12 protein-coding genes are annotated in these 20,632 nt (G+C 70.5%); 8 read left to right on the top strand and 4 right to left on the bottom strand.

Going from position 1 to position 20,632, the window contains the following annotated elements:
* Nucleotides 1–77: 77 nt before the first annotated feature.
* Nucleotides 78–1,547, bottom strand: a complete 1,470-nt coding sequence (locus tag ACWDOP_RS05140; protein ID WP_456343998.1) for a flavin-containing monooxygenase — start codon at nucleotides 1,545–1,547, stop codon at nucleotides 78–80.
* 561 nt (nucleotides 1,548–2,108) lie between these two features.
* Here ACWDOP_RS05140 and ACWDOP_RS05135 point away from each other — a divergent pair.
* The 4 genes from ACWDOP_RS05135 to ACWDOP_RS05120 all read left to right on the top strand — a co-directional run bounded on the left by ACWDOP_RS05135 (nucleotide 2,109) and on the right by ACWDOP_RS05120 (nucleotide 7,477).
* Nucleotides 2,109–3,743 carry a long-chain fatty acid--CoA ligase gene (locus tag ACWDOP_RS05135; RefSeq protein WP_456343997.1) on the top strand — a complete coding sequence of 545 codons (1,635 nt, stop codon included), beginning with the start codon at nucleotides 2,109–2,111 and terminating at the stop codon, nucleotides 3,741–3,743.
* Nucleotides 3,744–4,071: 328 nt separating this feature from the next.
* Entirely contained in the window at nucleotides 4,072–5,691 is a 1,620-nt protein-coding gene (locus ACWDOP_RS05130; RefSeq protein ID WP_456343996.1) for an acyl-CoA synthetase, read from the top strand.
* Nucleotides 5,692–5,831: 140 nt separating this feature from the next.
* On the top strand, nucleotides 5,832–6,923 hold the full coding sequence (locus ACWDOP_RS05125; RefSeq protein ID WP_456343995.1) for an HtaA domain-containing protein: 1,092 nt from the start codon (nucleotides 5,832–5,834) through the stop codon (nucleotides 6,921–6,923).
* Nucleotides 6,924–7,030: 107 nt separating this feature from the next.
* A complete protein-coding gene (locus ACWDOP_RS05120) occupies nucleotides 7,031–7,477 on the top strand; it encodes a hypothetical protein (protein WP_456343994.1) in 447 nt (148 codons plus the stop codon).
* Between the two features lie 64 nt (nucleotides 7,478–7,541).
* On the opposite strand, the gene ACWDOP_RS05115 is transcribed toward ACWDOP_RS05120, so the two are convergent.
* A complete protein-coding gene (locus ACWDOP_RS05115) occupies nucleotides 7,542–7,964 on the bottom strand; it encodes an EF-hand domain-containing protein (RefSeq protein ID WP_454208744.1) in 423 nt (140 codons plus the stop codon).
* Nucleotides 7,965–8,053: 89 nt separating this feature from the next.
* Between ACWDOP_RS05115 and ACWDOP_RS05110 the strand changes: the two genes are divergently transcribed.
* Nucleotides 8,054–9,466, top strand: coding sequence for a serine/threonine-protein kinase (locus ACWDOP_RS05110; protein ID WP_456343993.1), 1,413 nt, complete (start codon nucleotides 8,054–8,056; stop codon nucleotides 9,464–9,466).
* A gap of 76 nt (nucleotides 9,467–9,542) precedes the next feature.
* Here the strand turns inward: ACWDOP_RS05110 and ACWDOP_RS05105 are convergent, their stop codons facing one another.
* A complete protein-coding gene (locus tag ACWDOP_RS05105; RefSeq protein WP_454206435.1) occupies nucleotides 9,543–9,935 on the bottom strand; it encodes an SCO5389 family protein in 393 nt (130 codons plus the stop codon).
* 58 nt (nucleotides 9,936–9,993) lie between these two features.
* Nucleotides 9,994–11,037, bottom strand: coding sequence for a nitronate monooxygenase (locus ACWDOP_RS05100; protein ID WP_456343992.1), 1,044 nt, complete (start codon nucleotides 11,035–11,037; stop codon nucleotides 9,994–9,996).
* A gap of 285 nt (nucleotides 11,038–11,322) precedes the next feature.
* On the opposite strand from ACWDOP_RS05100, the gene ACWDOP_RS05095 reads away from it, so the two are divergent.
* The 3 genes from ACWDOP_RS05095 to ACWDOP_RS05085 all read left to right on the top strand — a co-directional run bounded on the left by ACWDOP_RS05095 (nucleotide 11,323) and on the right by ACWDOP_RS05085 (nucleotide 20,603).
* On the top strand, nucleotides 11,323–12,075 hold the full coding sequence (locus ACWDOP_RS05095) for a M23 family metallopeptidase (protein WP_456343991.1): 753 nt from the start codon (nucleotides 11,323–11,325) through the stop codon (nucleotides 12,073–12,075).
* A 59-nt stretch (nucleotides 12,076–12,134) separates the two neighbouring features.
* Nucleotides 12,135–13,115: a helix-turn-helix transcriptional regulator gene (locus tag ACWDOP_RS05090; RefSeq protein WP_456343990.1), complete on the top strand. Its 981-nt coding sequence runs from the start codon at nucleotides 12,135–12,137 to the stop codon at nucleotides 13,113–13,115.
* A 201-nt stretch (nucleotides 13,116–13,316) separates the two neighbouring features.
* Nucleotides 13,317–20,603: an amino acid adenylation domain-containing protein gene (locus tag ACWDOP_RS05085; RefSeq protein ID WP_456343989.1), complete on the top strand. Its 7,287-nt coding sequence runs from the start codon at nucleotides 13,317–13,319 to the stop codon at nucleotides 20,601–20,603.
* The last annotated feature ends 29 nt before the right edge of the window (nucleotides 20,604–20,632 follow it).

The raw sequence follows: 20,632 nt of genomic DNA, 5'->3' as shown, positions 1-20,632 counted from the left end.
GGAGTCTACCTGGTCCGGGGCCCGTGGACAGCATCGAATCGGGGCGGCGCGGCCGCGTACGGCGCGCCGCCGGGGTGTCAGCGGCGGTCGGCGCGCTGCTCCTCGAAGTCGGCGGGGTTGAAAGATTTTGTCTTCCAACGGAACAGGACCGTCGCGCCGGGCCAGTTGTTGGTGATCCGGCCCGAGGCGTTGCGGTACCAGCTCGAGCAGAAGTTCCAGGGGGTGTCCTTCAGGCGCTTCTGCAGCCAGTCGTCCCAGGACTGCTCCGCCTCGGCGCGCGCGGACAGGTAGCCACCGGGCTTGCCCGCCAGGTACTGCGCGACCTGGCGGATGTAGCGGGCCTGCGACTCCAGCATGTAGATGATCGAACCGGAACCCACATTGGTGTTCGGGCCGTACATCATGAACATGTTCGGGAACTCCGGCACCGACATGCCCAGGTACGCGCGGGCGCCCTCGGGGGTCCACTGATCGATCAGCTTGCGGCCGCCCAGGCCGTAGATGTTCATGGGCGCAAGGAATTCGGTGCCCTTGAAGCCGGTGCCGTAGACGATGACGTCCACCGGGTGTTCCACGCCGTCCGCGGTGCGGATGCCGGTCGGGGTCACCGCCTCGATGGCGGTGGTCTCCACGTGGACGTTGGGCCGGCCCAGCGCCGGGAAGTACTCGTTGGAGAACAGCCCGCGCTTGCAGCCCGCCGCGTAATCGGGAGTCAGCTTGGCGCGCAGGGCCGCATCGGGCACCTGCTTCTCGCGATGGCGGTCCGCGATCGCGATCACCGGGGTCTTCATGGCCGGGATGTCGGTCAGCGCCAGCGCAAGTACCTCGAAGAAGCCCCAGATCGCGAAGCGCTCGGCGAGCCGGGTGACGGGGACGCGCTCGAACAGCGTGTGGTGCAGCGCGGTGTACTCGGTGTCGAACTTCGGCAGCACCCACGCGGCCGAACGCTGGAACAGCGTCAGATGCTCGACCGTCGGCTGAATGGCCGGAATGTACTGAATGGCACTGGCTCCGGTGCCGATGCACGCCACCCGCTTACCGGTCAGGTCGACCGAGTGATCCCACTCCGCGGAGTGGAAGGCCGCGCCGGTGAAGCTGTCGATGCCGGGCAGATTCGGCATCGCCGGGCGGGAGAGCTGACCCACGGCGGGAATGAGGATGTCGGCGATGTGGGTGTTGCCGTCGGCGGTGCGGACACGCCAGATGCCGTTGCGCTCATCGAATTCCGCCTCGGTCACCTCGACCCCGAATTCGATCTTCTCGGGCAGCCGGTGCTTCTCGGCGACATCGCGCATGTAAGCGTGGATATCGGCCTGGTGCGAGAAGCGGCGCGGCCAATCGGATTTCGGCTCGAACGACCACGAGTACAGGGGCGAGGGCACATCGCAGGCGGCACCCGGGTAGGTGTTCTCCCGCCACACCCCGCCCAGGTCGGCGGCCTTCTCCAGGATCGTGAAATTGGACAGGCCGTGGCGCTGCAACTCCAGCGCCATGCCGAGTCCGGCGAACCCGGCGCCGATGATGAGGATGGACGGCTCACGATTCATAACCCGACAGTATTGGGTATCGGTGCTGGTCAGAAAGACATACCCGGACACTGAATCGATATTTTCGGCCACCTTGCGCCGGTCGGGGTCGAAAATGTTTGCCGGGAGTCCGGCGCGGCGACCTCACAGCCGGGTTTTCGGATCGGTGAGCGGCGTCTGACCTGCGCCGCTGTCGCCGACTGGACACCGCGCGGCCGCCTTACCTATATTCACGGAAGACTGTGCTCCAATTTGCTTGTCCTGGTTAGTGATTGGCTATTCTGCGGCGCCGCAGGGGGCGTCGTAGCCGTCGATCTTCTCCGGGACTTCGAGGCCGGCCGGTCGTCGTTCACGCGGCGGCGGGTCGGCGACAGGCTGCGGGCGGCGAAGGTGGGGTTCGCCGCCCGCAGTCGTTTTTCCGTTCCGACCGGCCGTGTGTGTCTGCGGTCACCCCGCCATCAGTTACTGCGGGTAACACTAAATCGGTTACCCGAGGTCACAGCTCTGTCCGATTCGACTATTCTGCCGGATAAGTGACCTGGTTCACGGTCGCGAGGAAACGTGCAAGGGAGCGGTTGGGAAATGTTGAGCACCATGCAAGACGAGCAGCTGTCACTCGCTACGCTGCTGCGCTACGCGAGCACCTTCCAGGGCGAGAGCACCATTTCGACCTGGACCGGCGACGGCGTGCGCACCCAGACTTTCCGGGAGATCGGCGCGGACGCCGCCCGTCTCGCCAACGCCCTGCGTGACCTGGGCATCGGCGAGGGCGACCGGGTCGGCACCTTCATGTGGAACAACAACGAGCACATGGTCGTGTACGTGGCGGTCCCCGCCATGGGCGCGGTGCTGCACGCGCTGAACATTCGCCTGTTCCCCGAGCAGCTGGTCTACGTGGCCAACCACGCCGAGGACCAGGTCGTCATCGTGGACGGCACGCTGCTGCCGATGTTCGAGCAGTACCTGCCGAACCTGAAGACCGTCCGCCACGTCATCGTGGCCAACGGCGACGCGAGCGCGCTCACCGCCCCCGAGGGCGTGCAGGTGCACTCGTACAGCGAACTGCTGGCGGCCCAGCCGGACACCTACGACTTCCCGGTCGTGGACGAGCGTTCGGCCGCGGGCATGTGCTACACCTCCGGCACGACCGGAGATCCCAAGGGCGTCGTCTACTCGCACCGCTCGAACTTCCTGCACGCCATGCAGGTCTGCGCGCCCAACGGCATGGGCTTCTCCGAGGCCGACACCGTGCTCGCCATCGTGCCGCTGTTCCACGCCAACGCCTGGGGCCTGCCGTACGCGGCCATGATGTCCGGCGCGAATCTGCTGATGCCCGACCGCTTCCTGCAGCCCGGGCCGCTGCTGGAGATGATGGCCGCGGTCAAGCCGACCTTCGCCGCCGCGGTGCCGACCATCTGGGGCGGCGTGCTCGCGGGTCTGCAGGCTCAGCCGCAGGACATCTCGCACCTGCGCACCTGCGTGGTCGGCGGCGCCGCGGTGCCGCCGTCCATGATGCAGGCGTTCCAGGCCAAGCACGGTGTGCGCCTGCTGCACGCGTGGGGCATGACCGAGACCTCGCCGCTCGGCTCGGTCGCGCACGCTCCCGCCAGCGCGGAGGGCGACGAGGAATGGGCCTACCGCTACACCCAGGGCCGATTCCCCGCCGGGGTGCAGGCGCGCCTGGTCGGCGACGACGGCAACGTCGTCCCCAACGACGGTGTGGCACTGGGTGAGCTGGAGGTGAAGGGCCCGTGGATCACCGGCTCGTACTACTCGCCGACCGGCGCCGAGGTCGATCCGGACAAGTTCGACGACGGCTGGCTGCGCACCGGTGACGTCGGCAAGATCAGCCCCAACGGCTTCCTCACCCTCGTCGACCGGTCCAAGGACGTCATCAAGTCCGGTGGCGAATGGATCTCCTCGGTAGATCTGGAGAACGCCGTCGTCGGCCACCCGGCCGTCGCGGAGGCCGCGGTCATCGGCATCCCGGACGAGAAGTGGGACGAGCGCCCGCTGGTCGCCGTCGTGCTCGCGGAGGGCGCCGAGGCCAAGCCCGAAGAGCTGCGCGACTTCCTGGCGGACAAGTTCGCCAAGTGGCAGCTGCCCGAGTATTGGACGTTCATCGCCGAGGTGCCCAAGACCTCGGTGGGCAAGTTCGACAAGAAGCGGCTGCGGGCGCAGTACGCCGACGGCGAGCTGACGGTCACCGCGCTGTAGTCCGGTCGCCGCGGGGACTGGACTACTGACGGTCCGGATTCTCGCTCGACGCGCAGGTCACGCCCGTCCCGGTGTATCCGGGGCGGGCTTTTCCGCGTCGTGGCGGGACCCGCCGGGAGCGGGTTTCGCGGCGCGGCGGGGTGCGAGGTTCGCCGAGCCATTCCGTTCGAGGGCTCGCGGTCGTACGGTTGTTTTCGCGGGCGCACGCCCGCGGTCGCCGGTGGCAGCCGGCGGGGGTGGACGAGGAGGTCCGGTTGGAATCAGCAGGGGCGCAGGGACAATCGCGGGCGGCGTACCGTCCGGCCGGTCCGGCGAACGGGGTGCGCGCATGACTCTCGGCCTGATTCGCGCGGTGGGGGAGCGGGCCTATACCGAGGTGGAGTCGGCCCGCCTGATCATGGAGGCCGGGCTGGCCCGGGTCGAATCCCCGACGGTCCTGCTGGCCGCCGCCACCGCCATGCTGCGGTACGGCACGCTGGCCGCCGGTCTCCGGCTGTCGGCCGCCCGGTACGGCGGGCGCACCGCGCTCATCGACGAACTCGGCTCGCTGACCTTCGCCGAGCTGGAGGACCGCTCCAACCGGCTGGCCAACGCCTGGCGCGAGCGCGGCCTCGAACCGCGCGAGGGCGTGGCGATCCTGGCCCGCAACCACCGCGGCCTGCTGGACGCCACCTTCGCCGCGGCCAAGTGCGGTGCCCGAATCATCCTGCTCAACACCGATTTCGCCGGTCCGCAGATCCGCGACGTCGCGACCCGCGAGGGCACCGACCTGCTCGTCTACGACGACGAGTACGCGCACATGCTCGACGGGGTCACCCCGCGCCGGGGCAGCTACCGGGCCTGGACCGACGATCCGCGCGAAGACAGCCTGGAGTGGCTGATCGACATCGGCTCCTCGGCCGCGCCACCCGCGCCCGGCGTGGAACCCAAGATCATCCTGCTGACCTCCGGCACCACCGGCACCCCCAAGGGCGCCCCCCGGCCCGAGCCGAAATCCCTTGCCGCCCTGGGTGGTCTGCTGTCCCGGGTGCCGTTCCGCGCGAAGGAGGTGACCGAGTGCTGCGCGCCGATGTTCCACACCCTCGGCTTCGCCTCCGCCATGCTGGCCCTCGGCTTCGGCTCCACCCTCGTCGTGCGCCGCCGCTTCGACCCGCAGGCCGCCATCGACAGCGCGGCCGAGCACGGCGCCACCACCATGATCGTGGTGCCGGTCATGCTCGCGCGCATGGTCGACCTGGGTGGTCGCGCACTGACCGGCAGGGATCTCTCCGCGCTGCGCATCATCTTCGTCGCGGGCTCGCAGCTGGGCGCCCAGCTGTGCCGCGAGGTCACCGCGGCCTTCGGTCCGGTGGTCTACAACCTGTACGGATCGACGGAGGTCGCGTACGCCACGGTCGCCGGCCCCGAGGATCTGGCCGCCGAACCCGGCTGCGTCGGGCGCCCCGTGCTCGGCGCCCGCGTCCGGATCCTGGACGAGAACGGCCGCCGCGTTCCCACCGGCACGACCGGCCGCGTCTTCGTCGGCAACGTCATCCAGTTCGAGGGCTACACTGGCGGCGGGCACAAGGAGGTCATCCGCGGCCTCATGTCCTCCGGCGATGTCGGCCACTTCGACTCCGAGGGAAGGCTTTTCATCGACGGCCGCGACGACGACATGATCGTCTCCGGTGGCGAGAACGTCTTCCCGGGCGAGGTGGAGGAGTTGCTGCACACCCATCCGGCCGTTCGCGAGGCCGCCGTCGTCGGCGTCCCGGACGAGACCTTCGGTGCGCGGCTCAAGGCGTTCGTGGTTGTGCACGAGGGACATTCGCTCAGCGCCGAGGACACCCGCGAATTCGTGAAGACGAACCTCGCCCGCTACAAGGTGCCCCGCGAGGTGGTGTTCCTGGGCGAGCTACCCCGCAACCCCACGGGCAAGGTGCTCAAACGCAAACTGCTCGAGGTCTGAGGGCGCGAGCGTTCCCGACCGTCGGGCGTGAGCGGGTTGTCGGGCGTGAGCGGGCCGTTCGGCGCGGGTTCGAGCGTCTGCCATCGCCCCGAAAATACCCCTTGAACCTGGGCATTTTCGCGTCGGGTTAGGGTCCCCTTATGAGCACAGTGTCGCTGGGTCGCATCCGGAGCCGGCTGGCCGCCGCCGCGCTCGCCGTCGTGACGATGGCGGGCGGCGCGGTCGCGCTGGCCGTGCCCGCCGCGGCCGAACCCGCCCCCGCCATCGAACTGTTCGCGGTGGACGGCACGACGCCACTCGGTGACACCGTGGTGCATCCCGGCGACAGGATCGTGGTGCGCGGCCGCGGCTTCGACCCCGCGGCCAACACCGACGGCCTGCCGGTGCCCGTCCCGCCCGGCGTCCCGCACGGCACCTTCGTGACCTTCGGCGGCTTCGCCCCCGACTGGCGTCCCTCCACCGGTGCGCCCACCGCGTCCCGCGGGGTCAATCGCGCGGCGGTGCAATGGATCCTGGGCGAGTCCGCCCTGAACCAGGTCCCCCGGGCGCCCTTCGATCTGCAGCGCACCATCCGCAACCAGTGGGTTCCCCTGGCCGCGGACGGCACCTTCACCGCGGTGCTCGACGTGGTCCAGCCGAGCAAGGTCCCCGCCGACGCGGTCTTCGGCGTCTACACCTACGCCGCCGCCGAATCGGTGAACCCGGCCCAGGAGCTCGCGGTGCCCGTCCGCTACGACCCCGCGCCCGGCCCGAACACCCCGGAGCCGCCGTCCGCCGACCTGACCTGGGCCCTGGCTCCCGGGTTCGCCGACACCGTCACCGGCCCGCTCCAGGGCTCGATGTCCGGTACGAACGGCGCCGCGGTCCGCGACAAGTCGCTGACCTTCGAACTCGACGAGGCCGCCATCGACCCCGCGACGGGCCTGGGCGAACTCCGCTACCGCGGCACCGTGGTCGCCTCGACCCGCTTCCACCTGGGCGAGATCGCCCTGGCCAACCCGTGGATCGAGTTCACCGGCTCCGGAACCTGGCTCTCCGCGGAGACCTCCACCACCGACACGATCGGCGCGGACGACCTGCGCCGCATCCGCCTGGCGCGCCTGGACGCGCCCGCGACTCCCGACCGCACCGAATGGTCGCAGGTGTCAGCCACTTTCGAGCCCGCCCTGATCCCCACCTCCCTCCAGCTCTACGCGGGCCGCCCCGCCGCCCCGCTGACGTTCCGGTTCTGATCGCGGATTCACGCTGCGGCCGAGATTCGCAGGGCAGCATCGGCCCGCACGCCACCGGAGTTCATCGCGGCGGGCCTGTGCTGCCCCGGGCGCGCCACAATGGGGTCATGGCAGCCCGATGTTGTGCCGACCCGCTTCTCACGCGGATCCTCCTGCTCGAACGACGCGGGGTGCCGCACGGCCAGCCCGCGCACGCGGCCGTCTTCGACTACACCGAGATCGGGCGGTGCGCCGCCTGCGGCGGCGGCGTGGTCGAGCACTTCTCCCATGACTGCTGGGAGTCGGAACACTCGGAGTGGGACAAATATTGGTGGTGGCGGATCGACGTCGCCGACATGCGGCTGCTGATCAAGATGACCGGCTTCTGTCCCGCGCCGCTGGACGCGGAATGCACGTGCTCGCTGCACCGCAACCTGAGCGCGGAAACGCCGCGCCCGCTGCCGCCGTCGGTGGAAACCGCGGCCGAGGACGCGGTCGTGCCGCGAGTCGGGGTGCGAGTCATCGGCGGGGTACCGCGGTGGGAAGCAGTGGAAGAACGCGACGAAACCGAATAGGCGACATCGGCGAATAAGCTTGTGTCGCAGGGTGATTCGTCCTCCACGCGAAGCGTCGAACCGGCTACCCCGCCAACCGGGCCAGTAGCGCGGCGAACTCCGCCCGCGACAACCGCCCGTCCCCATCCGAATCCGCCGCCGCCAACAGCGATTCCGCGCTCTCGTGCGTCAGATCCGGGCAGGTGCGCAGCAGCGACTCGAGCTCGTCGAGCTCCAGCAGCTCGTTGCGGTTCGCGTCGAAGGTATCGAACGCGGCGTCCGCGTCGGTGATCTCGGGATCGCGCCCGAGGCGCGCCGCCTCGAATTCCGCTCGGGAGACCAGGAAGTCGCCGTCGGTGTCGGCGGCCGCCACCAGTCGCTGCACCGCGTCGGGATCGATCTCCAGGCCGAGCGCGGTGATGCCGGCGAGGATGTCGTCGGCGGAGATCTGGCCGTCGCCGTCGCGATCCCAGAGGTCGAAGGTATCGGCTGACTGGTCGCTGGCCACACAAACTCCTCGAAAGACTGACTCTGCTGTCGTGCCTTCCGATCGTATGCTGAGCCTGCGCGTCAGGCGGTGCCGTAATTGGAGGACAGGTGTTGGGGGATGGCAAGCTCGGCCACTATCGGCTCGAGGAGTTGCTCGGGCAGGGCGGTATGGGCCAGGTCTGGCTCGCGTACGACACCCGCATGGGCCGCGATGTCGCGCTGAAGGTGCTGCCCTCCGAACTCGCGAACGACGCCGACTATCGGCAGCGGTTCGAGCGCGAGGCGCGGCTCGCCGCCAAGCTGCGCGGCCCACATGTGGTGCCCATCCACAATTTCGGCGAACTCGACGGCCGGCTGTTCATCGACATGGAACTGGTCGACGGCGTGGATCTGGCGCAGGTGCTGCACGATCGCGGGCCGCTGGCGGTGACCATGGCGGTGGACATCGTCGGCCAGCTGGCCGAGGCGCTGGACGTCGCGCACGACGCGGGCCTGGTGCACCGCGACATCAAGCCGTCCAACACCCTGTTGCTGCCCAACGGTTTCGTCTACCTCATCGACTTCGGCCTCGCGCGCGGCGCCGGGCAGACGGCGCTCACGTCCACCGGCGGCGCCGTGGGCACCTGGGGATACATGGCGCCCGAACGCTTCTCGGGCGAGGGCGGCATTCCCTCGGACGTGTATTCGCTCGCCTGTGTGCTCTACGAATGCCTGACCGCGCGCCGTCCGTTCGGCGACACCGATCCGGCGCAGCAGATGCTCTCGCACCTGACCGCGCCCCCGCCGCGCGCCTCCGGCCACAACGCGGCGGTACCCGCGCGGTTGGACGAGGTCATCACGCGGGGCCTCGCGAAGGATCCCGGTCAGCGCTTCGATACCGCGGGGGAATTGGCCGCCGCCGCGCGGGCGGCCCTGCGCGAACAGACCGCGCCCGGGCGGGCGCCCACCCCGCCGCGCCCGATGCCCGCGGAGAACCCCCGGCCGTACGCGGCGCCGGCCTATTCCGCCGCGCCCTCGTATCCCGATCCGCCGCCCGCGCAGCCGTACCCCGCCGCGCCGCTACCCGCCACGGCGGCTGGATCGCACATGCACTGGAGCCCCATGGGTTACGGCGCTGCCGCGCCCGAGTACGGCTATGCGCAGGCCGTGGCGTCGCCCGGATCGTCGGCGCCGCTGCGGTATCCACCGCCCCCGGCGCGAAATCCGATCCCCGGGTCCCCCTACCCGTCGGCCGCGGCCGGACAGCCCCTGGGCCACGGCACCCCCCTGCCGCCCGGCAGGCCCAAGCCCGCCAATCGCCTCGGTCAGCTGTCCTGGTGGATCGTGCTCGGTGTGTGCACGGCGTTCTTCGGGTTTCTGTCGCTGGTCTGCGTCTTCGGGCTGTTCGCCGGTGATCAGAGCATCGGCACGCGAGTGGCCATCAACGTGGTGTTCCACGTGCCCACCGCGGGGTGTTGCTGGCTGGTACGCCGCGAGCTGCGCAAGCATCGCATGCGGGCCATCGCGGACTATCCGCGCTGACTACTGAAAAATATTGAGCCGCAAGCGAATCGGCGCGTCCGGAACCCCGGACGCGCCGATTCGGCGAGCACTCGCCTCAGCAGTTGCGCAGTTCCGGGCTCTGGTTGAGCAGCTGCGCGCGGGTGGAGACGAAGGTGTTGTAGGTGTCCCCGCCCGCCGAGGTCACCGGGAAGGCCGCGACCCGATGGCAGTTCTGGAACGCCAACTTGATGTTGAAGTGGCGCTCCAGCCCGCCGCGGATGGCATCGGAGGCCATGGCGCGCAGCAGTTGGCCGCGGGCCGTCTCATCCGGCGGCGGGATGACGTTGTCGGCGTATTCCTCGGTGCCCGAACGCAGATCGGCCGCCACCCGGCTGACCACCTCGTAGGCGTAGGGCAGGGAAACCCGAACACATTCGACGAATTCCTCGTCGCTGACTTCACCGCGTTCGGCGCGCTCGAGTAGTGCGGTGGGTACATCGAGTGACATATCGCTCTCCTCATGGGATGGCGGATGGTGTGAGCGAAAGTCTAATCGACAAAGGTTGTCAACAACCCTGAATTCGAAGCGAAAGTACCCGTTCCAGAGCACTTTTCGCGTCGCCGGACAGTTGCCGGACCAGCTCGCGGGCCGGTAGCTCGGGCGCGAGCGAATGTGCTTGACCTGCCCAGAGATTCACTTCTTCCGCATTGCCCGACGCGCGTGCTGCGGCGCGCAAAGGCCCGGTGGCGTAATGGATTTCCGGGTAGGCGGCGGGCGCGTCGCGATGGTCGAGCATGAAGCGATTGCGGAGGCCGCGCGCGAGGCGTCCGGTGAAGGCGCGCGTCAGCATCGTGGGGGACCGGCGCGTGATGGCCGCGCGCACCAGCGGGGCGGTACCGGCCTCGGGGCAGCGCAGAAAAGCCGTGCCGATCTGCCCGGCGCGGGCGCCCGCGGTGAGCGCGGCCGCCAGGCCCGCTCCGGTCGCGATACCGCCGGCGGCGATGATCGGCCGGTCCACCTCCGGCACGAGCAGCTGGATCAGCGCGAGCAGGCCGAGCGGGTCGGCGGTGTCGTCCTCCGGCCGATCGGTGAAGCTGCCGCGATGGCCGCCCGCCTCGGCGCCCTGCGCGATGACCGCGTCCGCGCCGGCCGCGCACGCGTGCCGGGCTTCGGGCACGGAGGTGACCGTCACCCAGACCTCGCTCCCGGCCGCGTGCAGCCGCTCGATCTCGGCCGCCGACGGACAGCCGAAGGTGGTGGAGACGACCGGCACCGGATCGGCGATCAGCGACTCGATCTTGGCGGCCCAGTCGTCGCTGTCGTACCGCGGCTCCCCGACTGCGAAGTCGTGACCCAGTTCCGTGACATAGGCGGCGAATCGCTCGGGCGGCGAGGGCTCGGAGGGGAAGAAAAGATTCACGCCGAAGGGCGCGCGAGTGAGCGCTCGCGTCTGCCGCACGCGGTCGGCAAGGTCCGTAGCGGAGAGGTATCCGGCGGCCAGGAATCCCAGTCCGCCCGCGTCCGAAACCGCCGCTGCCAGCTCGGGAGTGGACGGCCCGCCCGCCATCGGGGCCAGAACAATCGGTGTGTCGAGCGTGTCGAGTAGCACGGCACCAGTGTGCCCCGACGGTAACGGGCAATGCGCGCGTCGCCCCCTAGCACATTCGTAAACGCGATCCAAGGTTGCGGAATGGTCACGGGCGAGTACAGTTTCCATCACAGCGATGCCGAATCGTTACCGGATCCCCGAACGCTAGGACGAGCTTTGCCGCACCACAGAGAGACCGCAGACTCCGTATCCGTTATGGACTTGCTTGGTGATTCTGGTGCGGGGCGCGTTGACGTCGCCGCACGTCGTCGCCGGCATCGGGCCGACCCGACCACCGCCGATCGCGTGAAGACCGTGGCCGGCGCCGCGGTCGCCGCCGGCGCGCTGCTCGGCACCGCGTCCCAGCTGGTTCCGGCCCTCGCGCACGCCGCGCCGCTGCTCCCCAATCACGAGGAGAAGTCGGTCGCCGAGGACATCGCGCTCGCCGACGCCTCCGAATCCCTCAAGCAGGCCGCCGTTCCGGCCGCCGCGCCCGTCGCCGAGCAGGCCCCGGTCGCCGACGCCAACGCCGCGCCGATCGCCGCCGCGCCCGCGCCCTTCGGCCTGCAGAATCTGCCGCCCGAGATCTCCGGCCCGCTCGCGCAGGCCGAATCGACCCTCAAGCAGCTGCAGCAGCAGTTCGCCCCCGCCGCAGCCGTGCGCCCGGTCGCCGGTGTCATCTCCTCCGGCTTCGGCGCCCGCTGGGGCGCGATGCACTACGGCGTCGACTTCGCCGATCAGCTCGGCGCTCCCATTCATTCGGTCATGAGCGGCACCGTGATCGAGGCCGGCCCGGCCTCGGGCTTCGGCCTCTGGGTCCGCGTGCAGCAGGACGACGGCACCATCGCCGTCTACGGCCACGTGAACGACATGCTGGTCAACGCCGGTCAGCGCGTGAACGCCGGTGACGTCATCGCCACCGTCGGCAACCGCGGCCAGTCCACCGGCCCGCACCTGCACCTGGAGATCTGGGACGCGGCCGGCGGCAAGATGGATCCGCTGCCGTGGCTGGCCAGCAAGGGCGTCATCATGCAGCAGCAGTGGGGCCCGGGTCAGTAGAGCGTGCACCCGCCCCTGCGAACGGGAGCTTCCCGGACCGGCGATCGCCGGTGGGCGCGGTGACAACGCTGGATGACCTGTTCGACCCGGCTTCGCTGCACGGGCGCGCGTACGCGGCCCTCGTCCAGCATCCCCGGTCGACCACGCGCGAAGTCGCCGAGCGGCTCGCGTGCCCGCCGCCCGTGGCCGAGGCCGCGCTGGACGCGCTGTGCCGACTCGAAGCCGCGGTGCGTCTCACCGAGAGCAACGGCACCGTGCGCTGGGACGCACACGCCCCGGAAGCCCTGTCCGAGGCCGAGACTCGCCGCCGCAACTCCGACATGCTGCGCATGCAGTCCGCCGCCGCGAGATTGGGCGAGACCTTCCGTTCGGTGCGCCGCACCACCGATGCCGACGGCGCCGTGGTGGCGGTCTACGAACGCCGGCAACTGCTCGCCGATTTCGAGGATCTGCAGCACACCGCGCATCACTGCGTGAAAGTCGTGGAGCGCGGGCCCTTCCTGTCCGATGTGGACACCGAGGAGCGACTGTTCGAACTCAAGTCCGCGCGCATCACCGCGGGCATCGACTACCGCACGCTGTACCAGGAGACGATCTACCAGGACGCCGAACGACTGCGACATGTGCTGGCCACCAACGCGGTCGGCGCGCAGGCGCGCACGCTGCCCGATCCGCCGATGAAGATCATCCTGGCCGATGATCGCCGCGCGGTGCTCGTCCTGCACACCGATGAGCGGCGCGGTGATCCCATGGGCGTGCGCGTCGGCCCGTCGCCGACCCTCGATCTGCTGGTCAAGACCTTCGACGCGCTGTGGTCGATGGCCACCCCGGTCTCGGTGAATCCCGCCGAGTCACTGGACGAACGCGATCGCGCCATCCTCACGCTCATGAGCATGGGCGCGACCGACGACACCATCGCCCGCCGCCTGGGCCTGTCCCGGCGCACCGTCGTCCGCCGGACCGCGAGTCTGCTGGAACGCCTCGGCGCCAGCACGCGCTTCCAGGCCGGGGTGCAGGCCACCCGCCGGGGGTGGCTGTAACCCTTTGTGGTGCAGATCACATGGCTGCAACGCCCTGACCTGCTCACCGATAGTCACTGAGCTCGAGCCGTTATCGCGGCTCCGCGAGCCCGATATGATTGCTCGGTCCGCCGGCCCCGTAGTCGACCGGGGTTCCGTGTGGGTTGGCCGAAGGGTTTCGGCGCGCGGACCAAGCTATACCCGAGAGGTGAATGCACTCGAATGGATACTGCCCGCCGTACAGCTCGCGGTAATCGTCGGCGTCGGTCCGGCAGCCCTCTTTTCGGGCAGCTTCTCACCGCCGCGGTCGAGTCCGCGGCCGATACCGTCGCCATCTCGTTCAATCCGACGGGCGCCCCCGAGGATCAGCGGGAGCTGACCTACCGCGAATTGGACGAGCAGTCCTCCCGCGTCGCGCGCGAGCTCATCGCCCGCGGTGTCGGACCGGGCGACGTGGTGGCCATGGCGATCACCCGGTCGGTGGAATCGGTGCTCGCCATGTGGAGCATCGCCAAGACCGGGGCGGCGTACCTGCCGGTCGATCCGTCCTATCCGGTCGACCGCATCGAGCACATCCTCACCGACTCCCGCGCCGACTTCGGTCTGACGCTGCGGGCACACCGGGCCGGGCTGGACGACGCGTCGACCTGGCTCGAACTCGACGATCCGGACCTGGCCGCGGCCATCGCCGCGCATCCCGCGCATCCGGTCTCCTACGCCGACCGGGTGCGCCCGCTCGCCGAACAGCATCTGGCCTGGATCATCTACACCTCCGGTTCCACCGGTAAGCCCAAGGGCGTGGCGACCACGCACGCGGGCATCGCGCACCTGGCCACCGCCATGCGCGAGCGCCGCGGGGTCACCGGCGAATCGCGGGTCTCCCAGCTGACCACCCCGAGCTTCGACTTCTCCCTGGTCGAGATGCTCATGGCGTTCACCGCCGGGGCGACGCTGGTCGTGGTGCCGCCGACCGTCTTCGGCGGGCCCGAGCTGGCGGAGGTGCTGCGCCGGGAGCGCGTGACGCACATGTGCATCACCCCCGCGGTACTCGAATCCATCGATCCGGCCGGGCTGGACGATCTCGCGGCCATCATGTGCGGCGGCGAGCGGGTCAGCACCAATCTGGTGGACCGCTGGTCCTCGCCGACCCGCTCCTTCTATATCGAGTACGGCCCGACCGAGGTCACCGCGATCTCGGTCGGCACCGAGGTGCTCACCCCCGGCGATCCCGAGCACATCGGCGCCGCCATCCCCGGCATCGGCGCCTACGTGCTGGACGCGCGGCTGCGGCCCGTGCCCGCGGGCGTGGTCGGCGAGCTGTACCTCTCGGGACCCGGTCTGGCACAGGGTTATCTGTATCGGCCGAGCCTGACCGCCGAACGCTACGTGGCCAGCCCGTTCGGCACCGCCGAGAACGGTGAGGCCGGATCGCGCCTGTACCGCACCGGCGATCTCGTGAAGCGCTTGGACAGCGGCAATTTCGAGTATCACGGCCGCTCGGACTTCCAGGTCAAGATTCGCGGTCTGCGCATCGAGCTCGGTGAGATCGACGCCGTGCTCGCCTCGCATCCCGACATCGACTACGCGGCCACCCTCGGGGTCACCCTGCCGACCGGCGCGGCCGCCCTGGTCTCCTACGTGCTGCCGCGTCCGGGCGCGACGGTGGACACCGCCGCGCTGGCCGCGTTCGCGGGAGAGTCGTTGCCCGCGTACATGGTTCCGGCCGCGCTCATGGTGCTGGACGAGATCCCGCTGAATCCGGTGGGCAAGCTCGATCGCGCGCGCCTGCCCGAACCCGAGTTCAACGCGCGGGCCTTCCGGGCCCCCGGCACCGCCGCCGAACAGGCCATCGCCGAGGTGTTCTCGGCGCTGCTGACCCCGCCCGAGGCCGAGGAGCCGGTGCGGGTCGGCGCGGACGACGACTTCTTCGAACTCGGCGGCAACTCGCTGCTGGCGACCCAGGCCACCGCGCGCATCGGCAACGCCCTCGGCGTGCGGGTGCCGGTGCACGTGCTGTTCGAGGCGTCCTCGGTGAGCGCGCTGGCGCAGCGCCTGGAGCTCGAGAGCGTCGCGGTCACCGGTCCCGCGCTCGGCACGCTGGCGCGTCCCGAGCGGGTGCCGCTGTCGTTCGCCCAGCAGCGCATGTGGTTCCTCAACCGCTTCGATCCCAGCAGCGCGGTGGACAACATTCCGCTGGCGGTGCGCCTGACCGGCGACATCGACATCGACGCGTTGCGTGCCGCGGCAAGGGATCTGGTGCAGCGGCACGAGGTGCTGCGCACGATCTACCCGGAGGTCGACGGCGAGGGCTTCCAGCAGGTGCTGCCGCTGAACGATCCGCGCGCGGTGCCCGGTCTCGAGGTGCTCGACATCGAGGTCGCCGATATCCGCGCGCGCGTCGGCGAGGTCGTGGCGGGCGGGTTCGACGTGACCACCGCGCCGCCGATTCGCCTGCGGGTGCTGCGCATCGGTGCGCGGGAGCACGTGCTGGTGTGCGTGGTGCACCACATCGCCGCCGACGGCTTCTCCATGGGCCCGCTGACCCGGGATCTGGTGACCGCCTACGCCGAACGCGCGCGCGGTGTCGCGCCGTCGTGGTCGCCACTGGCCGTGCAGTACGCCGATTACGCGGTGTGGCAACGGGAAACGCTCGGCCGCGAGGACGACGAGACGTCGGTGCTGGCCCGGCAGATCGCGTTCTGGCGCGAGACCCTGGCCGATCTGCCCGATGAACTGGTGCTGCCGGCGGATCGCCCGCGGCCCCCGGTCGCCTCGTATCGCGGTGGGACGTACCGGTTCACGCTCGCCGACGATGTGTACGCCGCCGCGCGCCGGTTGGCCGAGAGCCGCAATTCGACGCTGTTCATGGTCGTGCACGCGGCGCTGACGGTGCTGCTGGCGCGCCTGTCGGGCACCGGCGACATCGCGGTCGGCACGCCCGTGGCCGGTCGCGGCGAAGCCGAATTGGACGATCTGATCGGCATGTTCGTCAACACCCTGGTGCTGCGCACCGAGGTCGACGGCGCGAGTTCGTTCGATCAGCTGCTGGCCCAGGTGCGTGAGAACGACGTGCGTGCCTTCGGGCACGCCGACGTGCCCTTCGAGCGCCTGGTGGAACTGCTCGATCCGGCACGCTCGCAGGCCCGCAATCCGCTGTTCCAGGTGATGCTGGCGTTCCAGAACCTGGCTCCGACCCGGCTGGAGCTGCCGGGCCTGAGCGTGTCCGGCGCCGATCTCGAGGTGCCGTTCGCCAAGTTCGACCTGCAGCTCACCGTGCAGGAAGAGATGGACGAGCGCGGCGACGCCACCGGCCTGGCCGCCGAGTTCTCCTACGCGCTGGATCTTTTCGACGAGTCGACGATCGCGGGCTTCGCGAATCGCTTCGCGCGGATTCTGGCCGCGGTGAGCGCGGATCCGAACGCGGCGGTCGGCGACATCGATCTGTTCGGCGTCGGTGAGCGGGCGCGCGTGCTGCACGACTGGAACGCGACCGCGGTCGATGTGCCCGCCGCGACCCTGGTGTCGCGTTTCGACGAGCAGGCCGCGGCCACCCCCGACGCGGTGGCGCTGGTCTTCGAGGACGAGCGGCTCACCTACCGGGAACTGGCCGAGCGGTCGAGCCGGCTGGCTCGCGAACTGGTGCGCACCGCGGGTGCCGGCCCCGAATCGCTGGTGGCCCTGGCCATTCGGCGCTCCACCGAATTGGTGGTCGCCATGTACGCGGTGCTGCGGACCGGTGCGGCCTACGTGCCGCTGGATCCGGATCAGCCGCTGGACCGCGTCGCCCACATCCTCGAGACGGCGCAGCCCCGCCTGGTGCTGAGCACCGCGCGCGACGAGTTCACCGCCGCCGACGCCGCGCTGGTCGAGGAACTCGAACGCGCGGCGGCGGGCCACAGCGGCGCGCCGCTGACCGATGCCGAGCGCACGGCCCCCTTGCGGCCGGAGAACACCGCGTACGTCATCTTCACCTCCGGGTCCACGGGCCGCCCCAAGGGCGTCGCGGTCTCGCACGCCGCGATCGTGAACCGCCTGGTGTGGATGCAGGCCGAATACGGTCTCACCGCCGACGACGCGGTGCTGCAGAAGACCCCGGCGACCTTCGACGTGTCGGTCTGGGAGTTCTTCTGGCCGTTGCAGGTCGGCGCGCGCCTGGTGGTCGCCGCCCCGGACGGTCACCGGGATCCGGCCTACCTGGCCCGGGTCATCGCCGAAACGGGCATCACCACGGCGCATTTCGTGCCGTCCATGCTCGCGGTGTTCGTGGCCGGGCTCGACGCCGGGAGCACCGGTCTGCGCCTGCGGCACGTCTTCGCCTCGGGTGAGGCGCTGCCCGCGCCCACCGCGCAGCGCCTGCGCGAGCTGACCGGTGCGCGCCTGCACAACCTGTACGGCCCGACCGAAGCCGCGGTCGACGTCACGTACCACGAGGTCACCGCCGCTGACACGGTGTCGGTGCCGATCGGCCGCCCGGTCTTCAATACCCGCGTGTACGTGCTGGATTCGCGACTGGTCCCGGTTCCGGTCGGCGTCGCGGGCGAGCTCTACCTGGCCGGCGCGCAGCTGGCGCGCGGCTACGTGCGCCGCCCGGATCTGACCGCGGATCGCTTCCTGGCCGATCCCTTCGTCGACGGCGAGCGGATGTACCGCACCGGCGATCTGGTGAAGTGGACCGGCGCGGGTGAGCTGGAATACCTGGGCCGCACCGACTTCCAGGTCAAGCTGCGCGGTCTGCGCATCGAACTCGGCGAGATCGAGGCGGCGCTGCTGGCGCAGCCGGGCGTCGCGCAGTCGGTGGTCGTGGTGCGCGCCGATGCCCACGCCGGGGATCGCCTGGTCGGGTACGTGATTCCGGACGCCGGCGCGGTGATCGACACCGCCGCACTGGAATCCGCGCTGTCGCGCACGCTGCCGGGTTACATGGTGCCCGCCGCCATCGTGGTGCTGGACGCCTTCCCGCTGAACGCCTCGGGCAAGCTGGATCGCAAGGCCCTGCCCGCACCGGTGTTCGAGGCCAAGGTCTTCCGCGCGCCCGCGACGCCGATCGAGGAGATCGTGGCGCAGGTGTTCGCCGATCTGCTCGGAGCCCAGCGGGTCGGCGCCGATGACGACTTCTTCGAACTCGGCGGCAACTCGCTGGTCGCGACGCGGGCGGTCGCCCGGGTCAACGAGGCGCTGAACGCCGATGTGGCGGTGCGGGAGCTGTTCGAGACCTCCACCGTGGCCGGGCTGGCCGCGCGCATCGTGCCCGGCGCGGGCGCCGGTGCGCGGCCGCCGCTGGTGGCCGCGCAGCGCCCGGAGCGGCTGCCGCTGTCGCTGGCGCAGCAGCGCATGTGGGTGCTCAACCAGTTCGATCCCGACTCCCCGGCCTACAACATCCCGATGGCCATTCGCCTGACCGGCGCGCTGGATGTGGCCGCGCTGCGGCAGGCGGCGGAGGACGTGCTGCTGCGGCACGAGGTTTTGCGCACCCGGTACCCGGAATCCGCGCCCGGCGCACCGGCGTACCAGGAGATCCTCTCGGTCGCCGACGTTCTGCCGCGCGGTCTCGAGACCGAGCGCATGGCCGATGTCCCGGCGCGACTGGTGGAACTGGCCTCGGCCGGATTCGATGTCGCGGCACAGGTTCCGGTGCGGGTACGCCTGCTCACCGGCACCGATCCCGAGGACCACCTGCTGGTGCTGGTCGCGCATCACATCGCCGCCGACGGCTCGTCGATGGCGCCGCTGGCCCGCGATCTGATGACCGCGTACCTGGCCCGCACCGCCGGTGCGACGCCGGGCTGGACGCCGCTGACCGTGCAGTACGGCGACTTCGCCGTGTGGCAGCGCACCGTGATCGGTACCGACGACGACGAGAACTCGCGTGCGGCACAGCAATTGGCGTTCTGGCGGGAGCGCCTGGCCGGGCTGCCCGATGCCCCGGTGCTGCCGCTGGACCGGCCGCGGCCCGCGGTGTCGAGCATGCGCGGCGCGCTGGTGGACACCACGGTTCCCGCCGCGGTGCACGCCGATCTGAACCGCATCGCCCGCCGGCACAACGCCTCGCTGTTCATGGTGGTGCACGCGGCGCTGGCGGTGCTGCTGGCCCGGCTGTCCGGCGGCAACGACATCGCGGTCGGCACCGCGGTCGCCGGCCGCGGTGAACGCGCTCTGGACGATCTGGTCGGCATGTTCGTCAATACCCTCACCCTGCGCACGGTGGTCGATCCCACCGCGCCGTTCGACGCCCTGGTCGAGCAGGCGCGCGAGGCCGACCTGTCCGCCTTCGCCAACGCCGACGTGCCGTTCGAGCGCGTCGCCGAGGTGGCGGCCGCGGGCCGCGGCGCCGCAAATCCGCTGCTGCAGGTGGTGCTTTCGCTGCTCAACACCGAGCAGCCGGTGGTGGAACTGCCCGGGCTGACGGTCTCGGCCCTGGACTCCGGCCTCACCGTGGCGAAGTTCGATCTGCAGATCGGCGTCGAGCCCCGCCCGGCGGTGGACGGCGACTTCGGTGATCTCGGGATCGTGTTCTCCTATGCCACCGACCTTTTCGACGAGGCGACGGTGCGCTCGTTCGGGCGGCGGCTGGAGCGGATCCTGGCGGCGGTGGCCGCGGATTCGCAGATCACGGTCGGCGACATCGACATTCTCGACGAGCAGGAGCGCGAGCGCGGCGCCGTGGCGGCCGAGGCCGCCGAGCCCGCGGTCGGCCGCACCCGGGGCGCGGCGCTGAGCCAGGTGCTCGTCACCGCGGCCGACGACGATCCCGAGGGCCCCGCGCTGGTGTGGGGCGAGGACGCGGTGAGCTACGAGGAACTCGCCGCTCGATCCGCGCGCCTGGCCCGGGTGCTGATCGCGCGCGGCAGCGGTCCGGGTACCGGGGTGGCGCTGCGGCTGGATCGCGGCGTCGAGCTCGCCGTGGCGACGTGGGCGGTACTGCAGGCGGGTGCCGCGCTGGTGCCGCTGGCCGCTGCCGGCGCACCGGGTCTGGACGTCAAGGTGGGCCTGACCCTCGGTGCGGCCCCCGCCGCCGGGGAGGGCATCGAATGGCTGTCGCTGGACGATCCGGCGGTGGCCGCCGAGATCGCCGCCGAATCGGCCCGGCCGGTGACCTACGCCAGCCGTACCCGCGCGCTGCGCGGTGAGGACGCCGCCTACGTGGCGGGTTCGGAACTGAGCTACGACGCGCTGGCCGCGGCCGTGCACCGGGTGCGCACCGGCAGCGAGCTGACCTTCGAGTCCCGCACGTACCAGTACGGGCCGCCCGAGTCGGCGCTGGCGCTGATCGAATTGGTGAGCGCGGGCGCGGTGGGCGCCTCGGTGGTGCTGGCCGAACCGGCCGATGTGCCCGAGGAATGGGTCACCCACCTGTTCGCGGCCGGCCATCGGCTCCCCGAACTCGGTGACCCGGAGGCGTTAGCGGACTTGCAGGCGCTGGTACTCGACGCGACCCCCGTCGCACCCGCATGGGCGCAGGTCGAGACCGTACTCGAGCTGCCCGGACTGCCCGACGGCGGCACGAAGTGAGGTGAGTTCGAACCGCCGGGTTTGCGAGC

Source organism: Nocardia sp. NPDC003693, assembly GCF_053981095.1.
This window is presented reverse-complemented; position numbering and strand designations above follow the sequence as displayed.